This is a genomic window from uncultured Roseobacter sp. (genome assembly GCF_947491795.1).
In the GTDB taxonomy this organism is placed as follows: domain Bacteria; phylum Pseudomonadota; class Alphaproteobacteria; order Rhodobacterales; family Rhodobacteraceae; genus Roseobacter.
In genome coordinates, this window is the sequence record NZ_CANLKW010000002.1 from 82,554 (window position 1) to 100,726 (window position 18,173).

Here is an 18,173-nt window from a genome sequence, read left to right on the forward strand (position 1 = left end):
GACAGGACCAGAGACGAAAGCACCCATGTCCCACATCACTTTCATCCGGCACGGCCAGGCAAACTCAGGCGCATTGGACGAGGCAAGCTATGACAGGCTCAGCACGCTGGGCCATCAGCAGGCCGCCTGGCTGGGTGCCCATATGCGCCGCCACAATCAGCAGCATGCCCGGCTCTACACCGGCACCCTGAAACGCCATGTGGAAACCGCCGCTTCGATGGAAACGGGCCTGACCCCGGTACGGGATGCCCGTCTGAACGAGCTTGAATATCTCACGCTTGCACGCGCACTTGAGGACGAGCACGGCGTGCCCTTCCCCATGGATCAGGCAGCCTTCACCGCTCATCTGCCGCGTCTTTTTGCGGCCTGGCAAAACGATGAAATTACCGCGGCACCGGAACGGTTCTCTGATTTCGAGGCACGCGTCAGCAGTGCAGTTGCCGATATCGCCGCCGGCGAAGGCCCCGCCCTGGTTGTCACCTCCGGCGGCCTGATCTCCATGGTGATGCGCCAGGTGCTGGGCCTCGATATCGCAGCCATGGCCCATATGGCCCTTGCAATATACAACACGTCACAACACCGTCTGTTTCCCATCGGCGGACGCCTGTCACCGGTGATGTTCAACGCCATTCCCCACCTCGAAGACCCCGAACGCCACCACGCCCAGACCCACGTCTGAAAGGATTATGACCATGCGCCTCTGGTATGCCCCCCGCACGATTTCCATAGCTGCGGTTCTCGCCCTCAAAGAATCCGGGCTTGATCACGAACTGGTGCCCGTCGATGTGGCCGCAGGAGAGCAGAATTCAGCCGCATACCTCAAGCTGAACCCCAAAGGCCGGGTGCCAGTTCTGCAAACTGCAGACGGCACGCTTCTGACGGAAACCGGCGCCATTCTGGAATTTGTTGCAGACAGCGCGCCAGAGGCCGGGCTTGTTCCCGCTGATCCTGTGGCCGCCGCGCAGATGCGCAGCGTGATGTACTATATGGCCTCAACGATGCATGTGAACCACGCCCATAACCGGCGTGGCCACCGCTGGGCAGACAGCCCCGAAAGCCTGGCGGATATGACCGCCAAAGTACCGCAGACCATGGCCGCAAGTGCCGCCTGTTTCCAGAATGATTGCCTGCAGGGCGACTGGGTCCTCGGCGACGGGTTTTCTCTGGCTGACATCTACGCCTTCGTGGTCTGCAGCTGGCTGGAAGGCGACGGCGTCCCGCTCGCGGATTTCCCCGTGCTTGCCGCCTTTATGGCGCGGATGCGCGCACGCCCATCGGTGCAATCCGCGATGGAACAGGGGCTGATCTGATCATGACGCACCTCTGGGTCCGCGCAGAACAACGCGACAACGAAACACGCACAGGCATCACGCCCGCCGGCGTGGCAAGGCTGATGCAGGCGGGAATGACCGTAACGGTCGAACGCAGTGCCACCCGCGTCATTCCCGATGACGCATTTGCACAGACAGAATGCACGATGGCTGCCACAGGCAGCTGGCCTGAGGCTCCGCCCAGGGCAGTGATCTTCGGGCTCAAGGAACTGCCCGACGACGGCACACCCCTCGGGCACCGGCACATCATGTTCGGGCACGCGTTCAAAGGGCAACCTGACGGGCTTCGCCTGCTGGAACGGTTCCGCGCTGGCGGCGGCACACTTCTGGATCTGGAATACCTCACCGATGACACCGGTGCGCGCGTCGCGGCCTTTGGCTACTGGGCGGGCTATGCCGGTGCAGCTGTGGCCCTGAAATGCTGGGCAGCACAGCAAAAAGGCCATATCGCAGGGCCGGTCAGCGCCTGCCAGAGCGCCACCCACCTGCTCTCCGATCTGCAGTCCGAACTCCTCAGCACCGGCACACACAGACCCCGGGCACTGATCATTGGCGCGCTGGGGCGCGTAGGGCGGGGCACGGCTGACCTGTGCACAGCGATGGGTGTGGACTGCACCAGATGGGACGTGGCCGAAACGGCGGCCGGTGGCCCCTTCCCGGAAATCCTTGCGCATGATCTCTTTTTCAACTGCATTCTGGCCCGGCCCGGCACACCGGTGTTTGTGCCCGCCTCCGCCGTGCACGTCCCGCGCAGACTAAGCGTTATCGGCGATATCGCCTGCGACCCGGACAGCAGCTTTTCCCCCATCAAAGTCTATGACCGGACCACCACCTGGGATACCCCCGCCCTGCGGGTGGCCAACGATCCTGTGCTGGATGTCACTGCCATCGACAACCTGCCCTCAATGCTGCCCCTTGAAAGCAGCGAGGATTTCGCCGGTCAACTGCTGCCCGTCCTGCAGACGCTCGGCACGCCGGGCGCAGACATCTGGTCGCGCGCGGAAAAAACATTCCACGACCATCTGGCGCGCCTCTTACGCACAGGCAAAAGCACTTGTGTCTTTCACCCTTCACCAAATACTCCCGCCGCAGGCGGAAAAACAACCTGACCACCCGCAGCACGGGACTCGCCTCAGGAAAAGATGCGAAAGTAGAGCCAGTCCGGCAGAAACTGACTGCCCCGGAAAACCAAGGAGAAAACGCGCGGAAAACTCAGCTTGAAGCGGGTCGTGTTCATATGGCGAAACATGTAGTCCGCGGCCTCTTCCGGCGTCATCAGAAAGGGCATCTGAAAGTCATTCTTGTCTGTCAGCTGCGTCTTGATAAACCCCGGGTTGGCCACCTGCACATCAACGCCTGTCTTTCGCAGATCCGCATACATGCACTCGGCCAGCGACATCGTTCCTGCCTTGGACGCGGTATACCCGATGGAACCGGGCAGCCCGCGAAAACCCGACAGACTGCCGGTAATGACAATGTGGCCTGCATCCCGTGCCACCATGCCTGGCACCACCTGCCCCATCACCCGCATCATTCCGGTGAAATTGATATCCGCCATGGCGTTGGCCTGCTCTGCGTTCCAGTCGCGGGCACTGAACGGCCAGTAGACACCGGCAAGATAGACAACGCCGTCGATCTCGCCGATCTCTTCTGCCGCTGCCGCAACGCTTTCCGCGTCGGAGACATCCACGCACTGATACGACCCTTCGGTCTCCAGCCCGGCCACAACACTCCTGAGTTTGTCTTCTGAACGCGCCGAGACGATCACATGGGCACCCGCCGCACTCATACGCCGCGCCAGCGCTGCACCCAGACCATCGCTGGCCCCGACCAGCCAGTACCGTTTTCCCTGCCAGTCGCGCATCAGGTCTCTCTGGGTCGCATCGTTGCGACAAGTTCGGCAACCTTGATCCCGAATTTCCGGAACTGGGAGCGGTTCATGATTGTGCCGTTCGGCGTCAGGTACATCCAGTCAACCGTGCTGAGAACATGACCGCCCGATGCATCCGGCAGACGGATGTTATAACGCAGAACCACCGTCGAGCCCGACTGGCGGCCGCGCCCTTCACCCACAACATCCGGTGCTGTTGCGACAATGGCATCATCCGGCCGCAGATCAAGATGCCATTCGCGGTCCTGAATGCTGCCGTCATCATAGACGAAACGCTCCTTCATCACGCCTTTGTTGCCCTCCCATGAGGCATCGAAATCCGCAACGAACCGGCTGCTGACCCGCCCGAGCGGGCCATAGATCACACCTTCACAGACAATCGGACCGTTCAGGTGCTGTCGCACGTCAAAGGCCGGGTGCTCATCCTCATAGTCTTCCGGCCGCTGCGCCGGAAACCCCAGAAACATGCCTTTCAGCCAGAACAGACCCAGCGCGATCAGCAGTCCTGCAAAGATGTAAACCCAGACGGTCATTGCTCAGGCCTCTTTCAGGTTGGTTACAGACAACAGAAGTATTGCGATCAGCTTCAATGCACAGGGCACAGCCGCATAAAGAAGCGACAACAGCGCCAGAGCCTCGGGCGGATTGTCCGCCGCACCACTGCGAAATCCGGCGTTTTCCAACAAAGGCAGCAGGCTGACCGCAGCAAAGGCAAGCGTCAGTTTGGACACGAAAGACCACAGGCCAAACCCTTCGGACGCCGAAGGTGAAATACTGGCCATCCGTGTCGCAAATATCGCAGGCAGCAGCGTCAGGTCAGCACCGAGCGTGGCACCGGACGCCACACAGATCAGCGCAAAGAGCAGCCAGTCCCCTGGGCCGAGCGTGAACGCAGACCCAAAAGAAACAATCGCCAGCACCATCGCAATCAGCAGCACTTCACGCGCTCCGATACGTTCTGCCAGCGCACCCCAGAGCGGTGCAGCCAGCGCAGCAGACAGGAAAAACACCAGCAGCAGCGGACCCTCGAACCCTGGGGCCTCAAGACGGGTTTCGACAAAAAACAAAAACAGCGTGGAACTGACGGCAACCGGTGCTGCATTGACCAGAGCGATCAAAAGCAGTCGCCGGGCCAGCCGGTCTGACAACACCGCGGCAAATCCTGTTGAAACCCCCAGACCCGCAGTGCTCCATTCGTTCCGCATGACATACCAGGCGGTGACGGCCAGCACGGCAAAACCCCCGGCGAACCCGGTAAAGGGTGCGGACATGACCGCCCCCAGTGCAACCGGCGTCACCGATGCAACACAGACCCCGACCAGCGCGCCACTCTCACGCCAGCGGGCCAGACGCAGGTGGCCCGCGCCACTCATCCCGGCACCCTTGATCACGCCCTGGGCGTAAAAATTTATGGTCAGGAAACTGAACGCCGAAAACACAAGTGTCAGACACAGCCCGAACCATACCAGCGCCGGCACAGGCGGCGGCACCGCAAAGAGCGCGGTCATGGCAGCTGCGATCACAGCACAGCCCGCCGCGACGGCGACCGCGCGCTGATCCCGCAGCTTTTCAGACAGCCGCCCCAGAAGCGGATCCTGTACGACATCCAGCAGCCGCAGCCCAAACAGTACCGCCCCAAGTGCGGCCAGCGATACGCCGTATTCATCAACGTAAAACTTGGGCGCATGGATATAGATCGGCAGACCCGCCGCAGAGAGCAGGGCCGCAAAGACCGAATAGGCAGGCAGGTGCTCCGCTGTCTGCATCAGCGGGAGACCTCTTTTTCGGGGGGGGCCGGCCGCGCACGGTAAAGAGCGCCCCGCGCCCAGAGCTTAAGCGCCTGCCAGTGGATGAGCGCCAGCACGCGCCGCGCGCCAAACGGACGGCGCAGCGCCGCGCCCAGTATGCGGCGACTGGTCAGTGGCTTTCTTTTACCCGTGAGCGTCGCGATCAGCCCCCCATCCGGTCGGGCATAGTCGATCCAGATGCCGATCCGCTTCTCGTTTATGTCAAAACGGAACCTGTATCCGCCGCTGACCGGCTGAAACGGCGAGACATGGAATATCTTTTCAGCGCTCAGCGTATCGGATGGCAGGATGGGCGCCAGATCAGGGTGATGACACAGGTAACTGTGGCGGTCACCAAAGGTATTGCTCACCTCGGCGATCACAGCGATCAGAGCCTCATCGGCACGCCGGCACAGCCAGAAACTGACGGGGTTGAACACATGCCCGAGCAGGCGCGGCTGCGCGAGCAGTTCGATCTTTTCCACGCCAGTGACCTGATGCTGTTCGAGAACGTCGCGCACCCAGACAGCTCCCCTGCCCTCGCCCGGCGGGCCGCCATGGTCCCGATCCTGCAACGACGTCAGACCGCGGCTGTTACGGCGGAACAGTACCGGCGTTTTCAGCTCCGCCTCGGCATCAAGCAGCACATAGTCCACCGAATAGCGAAACGCATTGCTGACGGCGCCTTTTCGTCCGTGATAGGTCTGGCCCGCGATATGATCGACGGTCGTTGTCACTCTGCTGCGATCCTGGGCGTCGGGACACGGCGCAGCGCGCGGACCACATCAACCGCGCTGGCAAGGCCGTCCTCATGAAATCCGTTGCGCATCCAGGCTCCACAAAACCAGGTGTTCTGAGTACCATTGAATGCACGCACCTGATCCTGAGCAGCCAGGGCTGCGAGATCATAAACCGGGTGGCGCAATGTGACCTGGTCATAAATCAGCTCTTCGCGGATCTGCCGGCGGGTGTTCAGTGTCACAAAATGCGGATCATTCTGCGGGATCGGCTGAAGCGAATTCATCCAGTATGTCAGGTCAATCCGGTCTGATGGTGTGTCCCGGTCTTCGGTGTAAACCCAGCTTGCCCATGTTTTGCGCCGCTTTGGCATAATACTTTCGTCCGCATGCAGCACAATGTCGTTGGGCTGATACGCCACGGCCCCCAGTGCGCTCGCCTCCTGCGCCGAAGGGTCCGCGAGCAGGCGCAGTGTGTCGTCGGAATGCGTGCCAAAAATCACATGGTCAAAGAACTCAGGCTCCGCACCCTGCGCACGTACCGCCACCTGACCGCCCGGACGGGCAACAGACTGAACAGCGGCACCCGTTCGCACGGTCACGTCACGGGTCTTCAATGCTGCGCCCAGGCGCTGGACGTACTGGGTTGAACCGCCATCTACCGTGTACCACTGATGCTGACCGGTTGTGTTCAGCAATGCATGGTTTTCAAAAAACCTGATCATCGCATGGGCCGGAAAGTCCATGATTTTCTCTGTTGGCGTTGACCAGATCGCGCCAGACAGCGGCAATAGATAATAGTCCCGGAACCAGTCGCCGGTGCCCATTTCGGCCAGAAATTCCCGCAGCGAGAGGCTCTGGTTTTCAGCAACCCGGAGCGCGTGTTTGTTAAAGTGAAGGATATCCCGAACCATCCGCAGAAAAGCGGGTGTCACCGCGTTCCGGCGCTGCGCAAACAGCGCATCCAGACTGGTCAGCGCATATTCCAGCGCGCCACCGTTGATCGATGCCCCAAAGCTCATGTTGGATTTCACTACCGGCACGTTCAGCTGCTCAAAAAGCGCCGTCATGTAGGGGTAGTTTGCATAGTTGAAAACGATGAAACCGGTATCCACAGGCTGGTCGCCGTTTTTACCCGCCATAACCGTGCGCGCATGGCCACCAAGCCGTGGCTCTGCCTCGAACAAAGTCACGTTGTGCTCACGTCCCAGCATGTAAGCCGCGCCCATGCCGGTAATGCCGCCCCCGATCACAGCGATCCTGAGGGAGTTCAGTCTTTGTGGATTTTCAGGAATGTCGCCTGAGGTCAGGGCTTCGAAAGGCATATGGTATCAGTCCGCTCGGGTATTTGCTTTGTGCGTATGTAGTTCATTCTACGGGATGGTCCCGCTTTTGGATTGGTCGGAAAAATCATTGATGTTTTTTTGATCCGTTTGTGCACCTGCAGCGTAGTTTTGTTATGTACGCAGAATCTGATGTCGGCAAACAAATCGAAAGGCCAGTGCGGGAAGCGCCGTCACCGGTTTTTCAGCGCGGCAGACTGCAGGGTAACGATGGAAACTCAGGACGCTCAAAGGTGAACGACAGCCCAGGTTCGGCCCGGATGCTCTGGGTCAGGCATATGACCCGGATCCGCGACGATAAGGACAGGCAGGCTTTTGCAGAGCTGTTTGGCCACTTCGCGCCGCGCGTGAAGGGCTTCCTGATGCGGTCCGGCGCAGATGCCTCGCTGGCAGAGGAATGCACGCAGGATGTGATGGCAGCCCTCTGGCACAAGTCGCATCAGTTTGACCCTGCGCGTGCATCTGTCGCGACGTGGATTTTCACGATCGCCCGGAACAGAAAGATTGACCTGCTGCGCAGACAGCGCAGACCAGAGCCGGAGGACCTTGCATGGGGCCCCGAGGCAGAGCCGGATCAGGAAGACGTGCTGACCCTGCAACAGGAAAGCAAGATACTCGGCGCGGCCCTGGCCGAACTGCCCGAGAACCAACGGGAACTGATAGAAAAGGCGTATTTCGGGGACCTGACCCACAGTGAAATCGCCGCTGAAACCGGTCTGCCCCTGGGCACGATCAAATCGAGAATACGGCTGGCGCTGGAACGCCTGCGCCATGTAATGAAGTGAAAGCTATGAGTAACAAAATCAACCACCATCTGAACGACGCCATCCTGATGGCCTATTCTGCCGGAACACTGCCGGAAGCGTTTAACCTGATTGTCGCATCCCATCTGTCGATGTGTGACCAGTGCCGCGCACAGGCCGAAACCTTCGATGCGCTTGGCGGTGAAATCCTGGACCAGTCGGACGCGACAGAGATTGGCACCCACAGCCTTGATGAGACCCTGTCACTGATCGAAAGTGGCCCGGTGGACACGATCCGCGCGCCGCGCGTGGCAGACAGTGTCCTGCCGCAGCCCCTGCAGGATTATGTGGGTGGCGATCTGGATGCGATAAAGTGGAAGCCGGTTGGCATGGGCGTGCGCCAGGCGATATTGCCGACCACCCGCGAAGCAACTGCGCGCCTGCTCTTTATTCCCGCGGGTGCCGCAATGCCGGACCACGGCCACCAGGGCACCGAAATGACAATGGTTCTGCAGGGCGCGTTCCAGGACGACGACGGATATTTCGCGCGCGGCGACGTGGAAATTGCGGACAGTGACCTGCACCACACACCGGTGGCAGATATTCATCAGGATTGTATCTGCCTGGCGGTTACCGATGCGCCACTGCGCTTCGACAGCCTGATCCCCAGGATTGCCCAGCGGTTCCTGCGGATCTGACCGTCAGAGACTGACCTCAAACGGTGCAAGGCGTGACCAGTCAAATGTAACGCCGGTGCCCGGTTCATCTGATGCCACTGCGCGCCCACCGTCCACAACGAGCGGGCGCGTTGTGTATCTGTCGATCGGAAAGCTGTGAACTTCGATCCATCCCGCGTTTTTCTGCGCCGAGACCAAGCCAACATGCAGCTCCTGCATCCCGTGGCTGCACACCGGTACGCCCGCCTTTGCTGACAGTGCCGCCACCTGCAACCAACCGGTGATACCACCGCAGTTGGATGCATCGGGCTGGATGAATCCAAGATCGCTCTGTGCCAGCGCCATTTCAAACTCATGAATAGTGTGCAGATTTTCGCCCTGCGCCACCGCAATGCCCGTCGCCCGCGTGATTTCTGCATAGCCGGGATAGTTGTCCGGGATGATCGGTTCCTCAAACCACAGGATATTCTGATCGCGCACAGCCTCGGCCAGGGTGATCGCCTGTTCCACAGTCAGTGAATAGTTGGCATCGATCATGAATGCAGGCTCGGGGCCGATATGCGCGCGGACCGCACGGATCCTGTCGATGTCTTCCTGCAGATCCGGTTGACCAATCTTGATTTTCACCCCGCCGAGACCCGCGTCCAGATAGCCCTGCACGTGGCTCAGCAGTTTCGGCAGCGGAAAGGCCAGATCGATCCCACCGCCATAGGCGTCGCAGGTCTTGCCCGCGCCACCGGCCATCTGCCACAGCGGCCGGCCCGTGGCCCGTCCCCGCAGATCCCAAAGTGCGATATCCACCGCAGAGATTGCAAAGCTCAGAATTCCGCCGCGCCCCACATAGTGCATATGCCACTGCATCGCATCATAAAGCGCTTCGATGTCATCAGCGCTCAGATCAACCAGAAACGGTGCCAGATCATGGGTGATCAGCGCGGCGGTCGCATGACCGCCCCGCCCCCCGTTGTACGTATAGCCTGTCCCGGTGCGACCATCCTCCAGCGTGACCGTCGCAGTGATCAGATGAAAGTGACTGTGAGAGCCGTGTTTGGCGTCCACCAGCACTTCGTCCAGCGGCACATTAAACAGGCGTGCCTCAACTGATGCAATCCGGGCCATACCTCACATATCCGCGCATTCCGGCACCGGGCTGATCACTGTACCATCTTCCAGATGCTGCAGCAGATTATCCACCGTCAGCGCCCCCATCGCGGCGCGGGTCTCGTGCGTGGCGCTGCCAACATGCGGCAGCAGCACGACATTGGACAACGCGCGCAGGGCTTCTGGCACGTGAGGCTCGGCCTCAAAAACATCCAGACCTGCCCAGCCCAGCCGACCGTCCTGCAGGGCAGATATCATCTCTGCCTCATCCACAACGGACCCGCGCGAGACGTTGATCAGCGTGCCGTTCGGTCCCAGCGCCTCCAGAACCTCGCGGTTGACGATCTTGTTTGTGGACGGCCCCCCCGGCGTGATGCAGATCATACAGTCTACATCCCGCGCCATGCGCGCCAGGTTGTCGTAGTATTTGTAGGGCACTTCCTTGGCACTGCGGGAATGATAGACAACCGTGGTGCCGAAGGGCGCCAGTTTGTCTGCAATCGCCTGGCCGATACGACCCAGACCGAGGATACCGACCGTCTGGTTGTCAACCGAACGCGTGAGCGGTGAGTTGCCTTTGGCCTCCCACTCACCCGACCGCACCCAGGCATCATCGCGCAGCAGTTCGCGGTAGCAGGCCATCATCAGCATGACAGCCGTCGTCGCGACCTCTGCGTTCAGAACGTTAGGCGTATGGGTCACAACCACCCCTTTTTCACGCGCGGCTTTCGTATCAATCGCGTCATAGCCCACGCCGTAACAGCTGATGGCCTTGAGGTTTGGCATGGCGGCCATGTACTCCGGCCTGACGCCATCGTGCCCGTTCGTCGCGACATATCCAATGGACGCCCCGTGCTCTGCCAGCCATGCATGCGGATCGGCCATCTCAGAGGCTTTGTGGACGGTGAACTTCGCCTGCAGGCGGTCCATCATCACCGGTGTCGCACCGCCTATCATAAACAGTTCACCCATGTTCACGCGTCCTCTTTTACATTCTGGCGCTGTGCGCCCAGACCTTCGATGGTCAGTTCAACAACATCACCTTTTTTCAGGTAAACCGGCTCCGGCTTCATGCCCATCCCGACGCCCGGCGGCGTACCGGTAGAGATCACATCCCCCGGGTGCAGGGTCATCAGACCCGACAGGTGCTCGATGATCTCGGCGACCGTAAAGATCATGGTTTTGGTATTGCCGGTCTGCATACGTTTTCCGTTCACATCGAGATGCATGGCAAGGTTCTGCACATCCGCGACCTCGTCCCGTGTGACCAGCCAGGGGCCTGTCGGGCCGAAGGTGTCGCAGGATTTGCCCTTGGTCCATGTGCCGGTCAGGTTGTTCTGGAAATGGCGCTCGCTGACGTCATTGATCACGCAATACCCTGCAACATAGTCCAGAGCATCAGCAGCACTGACGTATTTGGCCGGTTTGCCAATTACAACGCCCAGTTCGACCTCCCAGTCCGTGCTCGTCGAGCCGCGCGGCATAAAGATATCGTCATCGGGACCAACAACGGCGGAATTCGCTTTCATGAACAGGACCGGGTGATCCGGGAACGGGTTGTTCGTCTCGATCGCATGATCCTTATAATTCAGGCCAATGCACATGAATTTGCCAATACCACCGACACAGGGGCCAATGCGCGGGCTGCCATCCACGACAGGCAGGTCTGCCGGATCAATCGCGCGCAGACGGTCAAGACCATCGTCAGACAGCACATCACCGGCGATATCGTCTGCATGCGCAGACAGATCACGCAGAACGCCGTCTGCATCCAGCATCCCCGGTTTTTCGGCACCCGATGCGCCATAGCGTACAAGTTTCATTTTCGTCTCCTTAAGTGGCGTTCAGATAGCCGATGAGCAATGACAGAAAGGCACCCACATGAACGACCATGATGGCTTTGTCTTTCCACATCGCTCCGACTGCAAACCATAGAAATATTCCCACAAAAAACGCCCAGATATTCCAGGGTGAAACGCCCATACCTGTCAGCGCATAGCCGATCAGCTGGATCACCGTGGCGATCCATTTGACCGTATCCACCAGTTGCCAGTGATCAGGGCCTTTTCGATCAGTGGTTGTCACGCGGCATGCCTTTGCGGGAAATGTCCTGATATTTATCAGCATCTTCCAGAATCATACCCTGATCAAACCGGCCCACTTTCTCGCGGAAATACTGCTGCCAGGGTGACTGGCTTTCGGGCGCATTATATCCGCCTGCGGCCTCAAAGGCGCGGCCACGTTCCGCCAGTTCATCAAGCGGCACAAGCATATCCGCCGTGCATTTGTTCAGATCGATGCGCACGCGGTCGCCGTTTTTCAGCAGTGCAAGCCCGCCACCGGCAGCGGCCTCGGGCGAGGCATTCAGGATGGACGGGCTGCCAGAGGTTCCGGACTGTCGCCCGTCACCCACGCAGGGCAATGCCTCGACACCCTTTTTCAGCAGATACGACGGCGGGCGCATGTTCACGACCTCCGCGCCGCCCGGATACCCCCTGGGCCCCGCACCGCGCATAAAGAGCACGCAATCCTCGTCGATGTTCTCCGCCGGATCGTCGATCCGGTGATGAAAATCCTCTGGCCCGTCAAAAACAACGGCCCGGCCTTCGAACGCGTTCAGATCGTCAGGGTTCGACAGGTATTTGGCGCGAAAGCTGTCACCGATTACACTGGTTTTCATAATCGCACTGTCAAACAGGTTGCCTGACAGATTGATGAAACCGGCCTGCTCTTTCAGCGGATCAGACGCAGGGCGGATCACTTTGGCATCCTCCGTGCGCAGATGGCCGCAATTTACGGCCATGGTTTCCCCGTTGGCGGTAATGACATCCGGATGGGGCAAAAGGCCTGCGGCAATCAGTTCGCCCACAACGGCAGGGACACCGCCGGCGTGCTGATAATCTTCGCCCAGGTATTCGCCGGCTGGCTGCAGGTTCACCAGCAGCGGAACATCGTGGCCGATCTTTTGCCAGTCATCATTGTCGAGCGGAACGCCCAGATGGCGCGCGATGCCGTTGAGGTGAATGGGCGCATTGGTTGAACCGCCAATCGCCGAATTGATCACGATCGCATTCTCAAAGGCTTCGCGGGTCATGATGTCTGAGGGGCGCAGATCCTCCCAGACCATGTCGACAATCCGTCGACCGGTTTCATAGCTGATCTGGCCACGCTCGCGGTAAGGCGCCGGTATCGCAGCCGACCCCGGCAACTGCATGCCCAGTGCCTCTGCCAGCGAGTTCATCGTCGTGGCTGTGCCCATGGTGTTGCAATAGCCCACAGACGGCGCCGAAGACGCAACGAGCTCCATAAAACCATCATCGTCAATTTCACCGGCGGCGAGCATCTCGCGCGCTTTCCAGACGATTGTGCCCGAGCCCGTACGCTGCCCGCGGAAGTAACCATTCAGCATCGGACCGACCGACAAAGCCACTGCCGGAATATTCACCGTCGCCGCCGCCATCAGAAGCGCAGGCGTGGTCTTGTCACAACCGATGTTCAGCACCACGCCATCCAGCGGATAGCCAAAAAGTGTCTCCACGAGGCTGAGATAGGCAAGGTTCCGGTCCAGCATCGCGGTGGGTCTTTTCCCGGTCTCCTGAATAGGATGTACGGGCACCTCAATGCAGGTACCACCAGCGGCGATGATCCCGTCCCGCACCCGCTTGGTCAGTTCCAGGTGGTGGCGGTTGCAGGGGCTCAGATCGCTGCCCGTCTGAGCAATACCAATGATCGGCTTGCCGGACTGCAACTCTTCGCGTGTCAGTCCGTAATTCAGGTATCGTTCCAGATAGAGCGCGGTCATTTCCGGATTGTCCGGGTTCATAAACCATTTGCGCGACCGCAGATCCTCGATTCCGATTTTTCTGGTCATTGTCCTGACCATCCTCCGTCAATGATGTGGGGGTGCCCGGTGGTAAAGGCGCTTTCGTCGCTGCCAAGATAGACCACCAGCGCCGCGATTTCCTCTGCCGTTGCCACCCGGCCCATAGGCTGGCGCGATACGAATTGTTTCAGCGCTTCTTCTTTGCTGCCCAACTGTGCGCCAAGGGCATCCACACGTTCGTGCCAGCTGGGGCTTTCGACAGTCCCGGGGCAGATGCAGTTGCAGCGAATGCCGCGAGCGACATAGTCCACGGCAACAGATTTCGTCAGGCCAATCACCGCCGCCTTGGTCGTCCCATAAATGAAGCGGTTCGGCGCGCCTATTACAGACGAACAGGCCGAGGACATATTGACGATTGACCCGCTGCCACGCTCCAGCATTCCCGGAAGTGCCGCCCGGATGGTCCGCAGCATTGAGCGGACATTCAGATCAAAAGCAAAATCCCATTCCTCGTCTTTTGCCTCCAGAACAGAGCCGTGATGCACGAAGCCCGCGCAGTTAAAAAGAATGTCCGGAACGGCCCGGGCAACACCCGCTTTCACGCTTTCATCGCTGCGCGCATCAAGTTCGAAAATTTCTATATTTTCGTGATTCGCCTCGCGAATCGTAGATAGCGCATCCATGTTTACGTCTGTCGCAAAAACCTGTGCGCCCTCTTTTGCCATTGCGATCGCGGTTGCCCGTCCGATCCCCTGACCGGCAGCGGTTATCAGTGCGCGTTTTCCTTTAAGGCGTTGACCTGTCAATGTTTTCCCCCCGGCGCAGTCAGCTTTCTGGCGCGCGACGCTCTGTGACGCGGGCATTTGGCTGACCTGCATTCTCGATGCTGTTATCGTCAAAAAAAACCGCCAAACGGGCTGGTTCAGCGGCTGGTTTCCGTTAGCGTATGACACAGTATTAACTTTGGCTACAGCCTTGTCTGAGGCGATGAGAGGATAACCGCACCCATGACGAATTCCCGCAAGGTCACACTCATCGGCACCGGACTGATGGGGTTTCCCATGTCACAGAACCTCCTGCGCGCAGGTCATGACGTCACCGTCTGGAACCGCAGCATCGCCCGCGCCGAGCCACTGTCGAGGGACGGTGCGAAGGTCGCCGCGTCTGCATCCGGGGCCGTAGCCGGAGCAGAGTTCATCATCACCATGCTGTCGGACGGTTTTGCCTCCGGCGCGCTGATCGGCGATCCGGATATGCAGGCGGCGCTGGCGCCCGGAGCGATCTGGATCGATATGTCGTCGGCCAAACCAGAACATGCGCGCGAGCAGGCCGCGCTGCTGACAGGCCTGGGATTTGGCCACCTGGATGCGCCGGTATCAGGCGGAACAAAAGGCGCAGAAGCCGCCAGTCTTGCCATTATGGTCGGGGGCGATGCAGCAACCTTTGCCGCCGCAAAAGACGTTTTTACTGCGATGGGGCGCCCTGTTCATGTGGGCCCGTCCGGCAGCGGACAGCTGGCGAAACTTGCCAATCAGACAATTGTTGCGGTCACGATTTCGGCTGTGGCCGAGGCTATGTTGCTGGCTGAACAGGGTGGCGCTGATCCGGCTGCTGTAAGGGCAGCCCTAAAGGGCGGTTTTGCCGACAGTGTGATCCTGCAGCAGCACGGCGAACGCATGAGCACCCGAAACTTTGATCCCGGCGGCCTGACCAAATTTCAGGTCAAGGATCTGAACAACACGCTGGACGAGGCCGCATCACTTGGGCTGTCCCTGCCTGCTACCGAAAACGTCCGCGACAGGTTTCAGCATTTCATCGATGCCATGGATGGCGGCGAACGTGACCACTCGGGGCTGTATCTTGAACTGAGAGCGCGAAACGGATTGCCGGTATGACCAGAGTTCTGATCCTTGGTGGCGGCGGTATGGTCGGCCAGAAACTCGCGGCACGGCTGATGACCAGCGGTCTGAAAGACGACCCCACGCCGGACATCACGCTTTTTGACATGGGCTTTCCACCCGGTGGCGTTGCCGGACCTGCGCAGATGACCGGAAATCTGGGGGACCCTGACACAGCCACGCGGCTTGCTGCCCTCAAACCCGATATCATCTTTCATCTCGCCGCGATTGTGTCCGGTGAGTCTGAGACCAATTTCGAAAAAGGCTGGGCCATCAACATGATGTCGATGTGGCATCTGCTGGAAGCTCTGCGCCACGAACACCTGCGCAGCGCCGGGGCATATGTGCCAAAGATGGTTTTCACCAGTTCGATTGCCGTTTTCGGGGCACCTTACCCCGACCAGATCGGCGATGAATTTCTGTCGGCTCCGCAGACGAGCTATGGCGCGCAGAAGGCGATCTGCGAACTGATGGTGACAGATTTCAGTCGTAAGGGCTTTATCGACGGTATGTCCCTGCGCCTGCCCACGATCTGCGTCCGGCCGGGCAAGGCAAATCTCGCCGCGTCCTCTTTCTTTTCGGGCATTATCCGCGAGCCGCTGAACGGTATGGAGGCCATTCTGCCCGTGCCTGACACTGTGCGTCACTGGCATGCCTCACCCCGTTCTGCGGCAGGTTTTCTGGTACATGCGGCAGCGCTGGACACTGAACGGCTGAACGGGCGGCGTGCCCTGAGCCTGCCGGGTGTCAGCTGTACCGTTGCCGAACAGATTGAGGCATTGCGCCGCGCGGCAGGCCAGGGGGCGGTTGATCTGATCAGGCCGCAACCTGACGCCGCAGTGATGAAGATCGTGGAAGGCTGGCCGCGTGATTTCAATCCCGAACGTGCAGTGGCTTTGGGCTTCCGCGCGGAAGAGAGCTTTGACGAGATCGTTCAGGTTTATATCAACGAGGATTTGCCGAACGCCACGGTCTGATGTTTGCCAGGCAGCGGATGAGTCAGATTGCGCGCCAGATGGTCATGTATCCGTTTGCGCACCAGATCCTCATTGCGCTCCAGAGCAGCATCCAGAATCGCCTGATGCTCCGGAATGTTCTCGGCGAAATAGCCATAGTTGGTTTCCGCCGACACAAGTTGCTGTCGGAACTGCTCGTAAATCACCAGATGAGTGCGAATCAGCAGGGCTGACCCGCAGGCTTCAATAAGTGTCTCGTGGAACTCCTGCTCGGCGCGGCTCCACAGATTGAGCAGGGGTGAGACGTCCCCCGACGACCGGACCCGCATTTCGATATGGGACAGTTTGTGATGCGCCGCCGAGAGCCGTGATTCCCACTCGACACCGCCCAGCCGGATGGACAGGCAGGCACCCTCACTCTCCAGCATAATACGCATATGGGTCAGGTCATGCTGACGTTCGCGTGACTGATAGGGTGACCGGAAACCACGTTGCTCCTGAAAATCGACCAAACCCACCGTCGACAGCCGGAACAGCACCTCGCGAACGGTGCTGGCGGAGCAGTTGTAATCTGAGCGTAGCTTTTCAGCGCGCAGTTTGGTACCGTAGCCGAACTCACCGGTGATCAGCCTGTGACGCATATCGTCAAAAATATCTGCGTCCTGCGTACCCATTTAGACCCTCCCATGCCCTTTTTGTGTACGTCCAAAAACACGAAATTCAAACCAAATATCAAAATTGGTGCAAAATAAAATTTTTCTTGCGCCATGCACCCGGGACGTCCTAACGTTTCTCCAGCGTAATCAAACAGGGGCATCTGCACCTTTAAACAAAAGTGCGCTCAACGTCTGGGAGGACAAAATGAAAATCATCACAAAGGCGGCTTCAGCAGCCGTTATAGCAGCGCTGGCTGCAACAACTGCGATGGCCGACGGCCATGCAACCAATCTGCGCATTCAGACGCACTATGCGCCTGAGACCGTATCCGGCAAACTGGCCGCGCAGTACATCGACGACATTCAGACAATGTCCAACGGCGAAATCACGGTCGAGATGTTCTACTCGTCCTCCGTCGTTAAATCGGTGGAAACGTTCGATGCTGCTTCCACAGGTATTCTCGACTGCGACATGACAGGCGGCGGCTACCAGACCGGCAAGAACTCGGCGTTCCAGTTCGTTGGTGACATCATGGGCGGCTATGACACGCCTTATCAGCAGCTGAGCTGGCTGTATTTCGGTGGTGGCCGCGAAGCTGCTGCACCGCTTTACAACAAATACGGTATGGAGCTGATCGGCTGGTGGGTCTACGGCCAGGAGAGCTTTGCCTCGTCCAAGCCAATCGCCAAGGTTGAAGACTTCAAAGACTGGAAATTCCGTTCGCCCCCCGGCATGGAAACCAAGATCTTTGAGAAACTCGGTGCCTCGCCCATCGTGATGGACTTCACCGAAATCTTCACCGCTCTGGAAACAGGCATCATCGACGGTGCGGACGCATCCGGTCTCGCAAACAACGTGGGCCTGGGTCTCTATGACATCGTCAAATATGCCAACTTCCCCGGCTTCCATTCCATGCCGTCTGACCACCTGGCGTGCAACAAGGCCGTATTCGACGCGATGCCTGCACACCACCAGACCATCATGAAAGTCGCCATGGAAGCGCTGGCACTGCGCACTGCTCTGACGTTCGAGAAGAAAAACGCAGAAGCGGCCGCACAGCTGCGCGCAGACGGTGTGACACTGTCCCAGTGGGCACCTGAAGAACTGGCAAAATTCCGTGCAGCAGCCCAGGCCACATGGCCCGAGTTCGCCGATACGCCGGAAGCCAAAGCGCTGGTAGAAAGCCACCTGGCCTACCTCGAGCAACTCGGCCTCAAGCAATAAGCTGA

20 protein-coding genes are annotated in these 18,173 nt (G+C 59.3%); 8 read left to right on the forward strand and 12 right to left on the reverse strand.

What is annotated here, in order from left to right; genetic code table 11:
- Nucleotides 1-25: 25 nt before the first annotated feature.
- Genes Q1A34_RS07190 through Q1A34_RS07200 form a run of 3 tightly spaced genes read left to right on the forward strand, consistent with a single transcriptional unit; the run spans nt 26 to nt 2,440 of the window.
- Nucleotides 26-679 (forward strand): histidine phosphatase family protein, encoded by a 654-nt coding sequence (locus Q1A34_RS07190; RefSeq protein ID WP_300032517.1) that lies wholly within the window; start codon nt 26-28, stop codon nt 677-679.
- A 13-nt stretch (nt 680-692) separates the two neighbouring features.
- Nucleotides 693-1,310 (forward strand): glutathione S-transferase family protein, encoded by a 618-nt coding sequence (locus Q1A34_RS07195; RefSeq protein ID WP_300032519.1) that lies wholly within the window; start codon nt 693-695, stop codon nt 1,308-1,310.
- A gap of 2 nt (nt 1,311-1,312) precedes the next feature.
- Nucleotides 1,313-2,440: a saccharopine dehydrogenase gene (locus tag Q1A34_RS07200; RefSeq protein ID WP_300032520.1), complete on the forward strand. Its 1,128-nt coding sequence runs from the start codon at nt 1,313-1,315 to the stop codon at nt 2,438-2,440.
- Nucleotides 2,441-2,463: 23 nt separating this feature from the next.
- Here Q1A34_RS07200 and Q1A34_RS07205 read toward each other — a convergent pair whose 3' ends face one another.
- Genes Q1A34_RS07205 through Q1A34_RS07225 form a run of 5 tightly spaced genes read right to left on the reverse strand, consistent with a single transcriptional unit; the run spans nt 2,464 to nt 7,071 of the window.
- Entirely contained in the window at nt 2,464-3,195 is a 732-nt protein-coding gene (locus tag Q1A34_RS07205) for an SDR family NAD(P)-dependent oxidoreductase (RefSeq protein WP_300032522.1), read from the reverse strand.
- Nucleotides 3,195-3,755 carry a DUF3833 domain-containing protein gene (locus tag Q1A34_RS07210; RefSeq protein ID WP_300032524.1) on the reverse strand — a complete coding sequence of 187 codons (561 nt, stop codon included), beginning with the start codon at nt 3,753-3,755 and terminating at the stop codon, nt 3,195-3,197. The genes Q1A34_RS07205 and Q1A34_RS07210 overlap by 1 nt, the downstream gene beginning before the upstream one ends.
- A gap of 3 nt (nt 3,756-3,758) precedes the next feature.
- Complete coding sequence (locus Q1A34_RS07215; protein WP_300032526.1) at nt 3,759-4,988, reverse strand: MFS transporter; 1,230 nt, start codon at nt 4,986-4,988, stop codon at nt 3,759-3,761.
- Nucleotides 4,988-5,746 (reverse strand): DUF1365 domain-containing protein, encoded by a 759-nt coding sequence (locus tag Q1A34_RS07220; protein ID WP_300032528.1) that lies wholly within the window; start codon nt 5,744-5,746, stop codon nt 4,988-4,990. Before Q1A34_RS07220 ends, Q1A34_RS07215 begins: the two co-directional genes overlap by 1 nt.
- Nucleotides 5,743-7,071: an FAD-dependent oxidoreductase gene (locus Q1A34_RS07225; RefSeq protein WP_300032530.1), complete on the reverse strand. Its 1,329-nt coding sequence runs from the start codon at nt 7,069-7,071 to the stop codon at nt 5,743-5,745. The genes Q1A34_RS07220 and Q1A34_RS07225 overlap by 4 nt, the downstream gene beginning before the upstream one ends.
- A 278-nt stretch (nt 7,072-7,349) precedes the next feature.
- On the opposite strand from Q1A34_RS07225, the gene Q1A34_RS07230 reads away from it, so the two are divergent.
- Nucleotides 7,350-7,874 carry a sigma-70 family RNA polymerase sigma factor gene (locus Q1A34_RS07230; protein WP_300034079.1) on the forward strand — a complete coding sequence of 175 codons (525 nt, stop codon included), beginning with the start codon at nt 7,350-7,352 and terminating at the stop codon, nt 7,872-7,874.
- Nucleotides 7,875-7,879: 5 nt separating this feature from the next.
- Nucleotides 7,880-8,530, forward strand: coding sequence for a ChrR family anti-sigma-E factor (locus Q1A34_RS07235; protein ID WP_300032532.1), 651 nt, complete (start codon nt 7,880-7,882; stop codon nt 8,528-8,530).
- 3 nt (nt 8,531-8,533) lie between these two features.
- Here the strand turns inward: Q1A34_RS07235 and Q1A34_RS07240 are convergent, their stop codons facing one another.
- From Q1A34_RS07240 to Q1A34_RS07265, 6 genes are read right to left on the reverse strand one after another with little or no spacing between them, the layout of a single operon-like run.
- The gene (locus Q1A34_RS07240) at nt 8,534-9,628 is read right to left on the reverse strand and encodes a mandelate racemase/muconate lactonizing enzyme family protein (protein WP_300032534.1); all 1,095 of its coding nucleotides are present in this window, start codon (nt 9,626-9,628) and stop codon (nt 8,534-8,536) included.
- Nucleotides 9,629-9,631: 3 nt separating this feature from the next.
- Nucleotides 9,632-10,582 (reverse strand): 2-hydroxyacid dehydrogenase, encoded by a 951-nt coding sequence (locus Q1A34_RS07245; RefSeq protein ID WP_300032536.1) that lies wholly within the window; start codon nt 10,580-10,582, stop codon nt 9,632-9,634.
- A gap of 2 nt (nt 10,583-10,584) precedes the next feature.
- Nucleotides 10,585-11,433, reverse strand: a complete 849-nt coding sequence (locus Q1A34_RS07250) for a fumarylacetoacetate hydrolase family protein (protein ID WP_300032538.1) — start codon at nt 11,431-11,433, stop codon at nt 10,585-10,587.
- 10 nt (nt 11,434-11,443) lie between these two features.
- Entirely contained in the window at nt 11,444-11,695 is a 252-nt protein-coding gene (locus tag Q1A34_RS07255; protein WP_300032540.1) for a DUF6552 family protein, read from the reverse strand.
- Nucleotides 11,682-13,481, reverse strand: coding sequence for an IlvD/Edd family dehydratase (locus tag Q1A34_RS07260; protein ID WP_300032542.1), 1,800 nt, complete (start codon nt 13,479-13,481; stop codon nt 11,682-11,684). Before Q1A34_RS07260 ends, Q1A34_RS07255 begins: the two co-directional genes overlap by 14 nt.
- A complete protein-coding gene (locus tag Q1A34_RS07265) occupies nt 13,478-14,239 on the reverse strand; it encodes an SDR family oxidoreductase (RefSeq protein WP_300032544.1) in 762 nt (253 codons plus the stop codon). Before Q1A34_RS07265 ends, Q1A34_RS07260 begins: the two co-directional genes overlap by 4 nt.
- A 201-nt stretch (nt 14,240-14,440) precedes the next feature.
- Here Q1A34_RS07265 and Q1A34_RS07270 point away from each other — a divergent pair, with 201 nt between their 5' ends.
- Entirely contained in the window at nt 14,441-15,328 is an 888-nt protein-coding gene (locus Q1A34_RS07270) for an NAD(P)-dependent oxidoreductase (RefSeq protein WP_300032546.1), read from the forward strand.
- Nucleotides 15,325-16,308 carry a D-erythronate dehydrogenase gene (denD, locus tag Q1A34_RS07275; protein ID WP_300032548.1) on the forward strand — a complete coding sequence of 328 codons (984 nt, stop codon included), beginning with the start codon at nt 15,325-15,327 and terminating at the stop codon, nt 16,306-16,308. Before Q1A34_RS07270 ends, denD begins: the two co-directional genes overlap by 4 nt.
- On the opposite strand, the gene Q1A34_RS07280 is transcribed toward denD, so the two are convergent.
- Nucleotides 16,272-16,961, reverse strand: a complete 690-nt coding sequence (locus Q1A34_RS07280; RefSeq protein ID WP_300032550.1) for a GntR family transcriptional regulator — start codon at nt 16,959-16,961, stop codon at nt 16,272-16,274. The two genes, denD and Q1A34_RS07280, sit on opposite strands and share 37 nt — an antisense overlap.
- Nucleotides 16,962-17,148: 187 nt before the next feature.
- Here Q1A34_RS07280 and Q1A34_RS07285 point away from each other — a divergent pair, with 187 nt between their 5' ends.
- On the forward strand, nt 17,149-18,168 hold the full coding sequence (locus Q1A34_RS07285) for a TRAP transporter substrate-binding protein (protein WP_300032552.1): 1,020 nt from the start codon (nt 17,149-17,151) through the stop codon (nt 18,166-18,168).
- The last annotated feature ends 5 nt before the right edge of the window (nt 18,169-18,173 follow it).

Bases quoted from the DNA above. Each gene is read 5' to 3' on its own strand.
- Q1A34_RS07245 (WP_300032536.1), bottom strand. From the start codon at position 10,582: ATGGGTGAACTGTTTATGATAGGCGGTGCGACACCGGTGATGATGGAC.
- Q1A34_RS07205 (WP_300032522.1), bottom strand. From the start codon at position 3,195: ATGCGCGACTGGCAGGGAAAACGGTACTGGCTGGTCGGGGCCAGCGAT.
- Q1A34_RS07280 (WP_300032550.1), bottom strand. From the start codon at position 16,961: ATGGGTACGCAGGACGCAGATATTTTTGACGATATGCGTCACAGGCTG.
- Q1A34_RS07230 (WP_300034079.1), top strand. From the start codon at position 7,350: ATGCTCTGGGTCAGGCATATGACCCGGATCCGCGACGATAAGGACAGG.
- Q1A34_RS07250 (WP_300032538.1), bottom strand. From the start codon at position 11,433: ATGAAACTTGTACGCTATGGCGCATCGGGTGCCGAAAAACCGGGGATG.
- Q1A34_RS07210 (WP_300032524.1), bottom strand. From the start codon at position 3,755: ATGACCGTCTGGGTTTACATCTTTGCAGGACTGCTGATCGCGCTGGGT.
- Q1A34_RS07260 (WP_300032542.1), bottom strand. From the start codon at position 13,481: ATGACCAGAAAAATCGGAATCGAGGATCTGCGGTCGCGCAAATGGTTT.
- Q1A34_RS07215 (WP_300032526.1), bottom strand. From the start codon at position 4,988: ATGCAGACAGCGGAGCACCTGCCTGCCTATTCGGTCTTTGCGGCCCTG.
- Q1A34_RS07190 (WP_300032517.1), top strand. From the start codon at position 26: ATGTCCCACATCACTTTCATCCGGCACGGCCAGGCAAACTCAGGCGCA.
- denD (WP_300032548.1), top strand. From the start codon at position 15,325: ATGACCAGAGTTCTGATCCTTGGTGGCGGCGGTATGGTCGGCCAGAAA.
- Q1A34_RS07240 (WP_300032534.1), bottom strand. From the start codon at position 9,628: ATGGCCCGGATTGCATCAGTTGAGGCACGCCTGTTTAATGTGCCGCTG.
- Q1A34_RS07225 (WP_300032530.1), bottom strand. From the start codon at position 7,071: ATGCCTTTCGAAGCCCTGACCTCAGGCGACATTCCTGAAAATCCACAA.
- Q1A34_RS07270 (WP_300032546.1), top strand. From the start codon at position 14,441: ATGACGAATTCCCGCAAGGTCACACTCATCGGCACCGGACTGATGGGG.
- Q1A34_RS07285 (WP_300032552.1), top strand. From the start codon at position 17,149: ATGAAAATCATCACAAAGGCGGCTTCAGCAGCCGTTATAGCAGCGCTG.
- Q1A34_RS07195 (WP_300032519.1), top strand. From the start codon at position 693: ATGCGCCTCTGGTATGCCCCCCGCACGATTTCCATAGCTGCGGTTCTC.
- Q1A34_RS07235 (WP_300032532.1), top strand. From the start codon at position 7,880: ATGAGTAACAAAATCAACCACCATCTGAACGACGCCATCCTGATGGCC.
- Q1A34_RS07200 (WP_300032520.1), top strand. From the start codon at position 1,313: ATGACGCACCTCTGGGTCCGCGCAGAACAACGCGACAACGAAACACGC.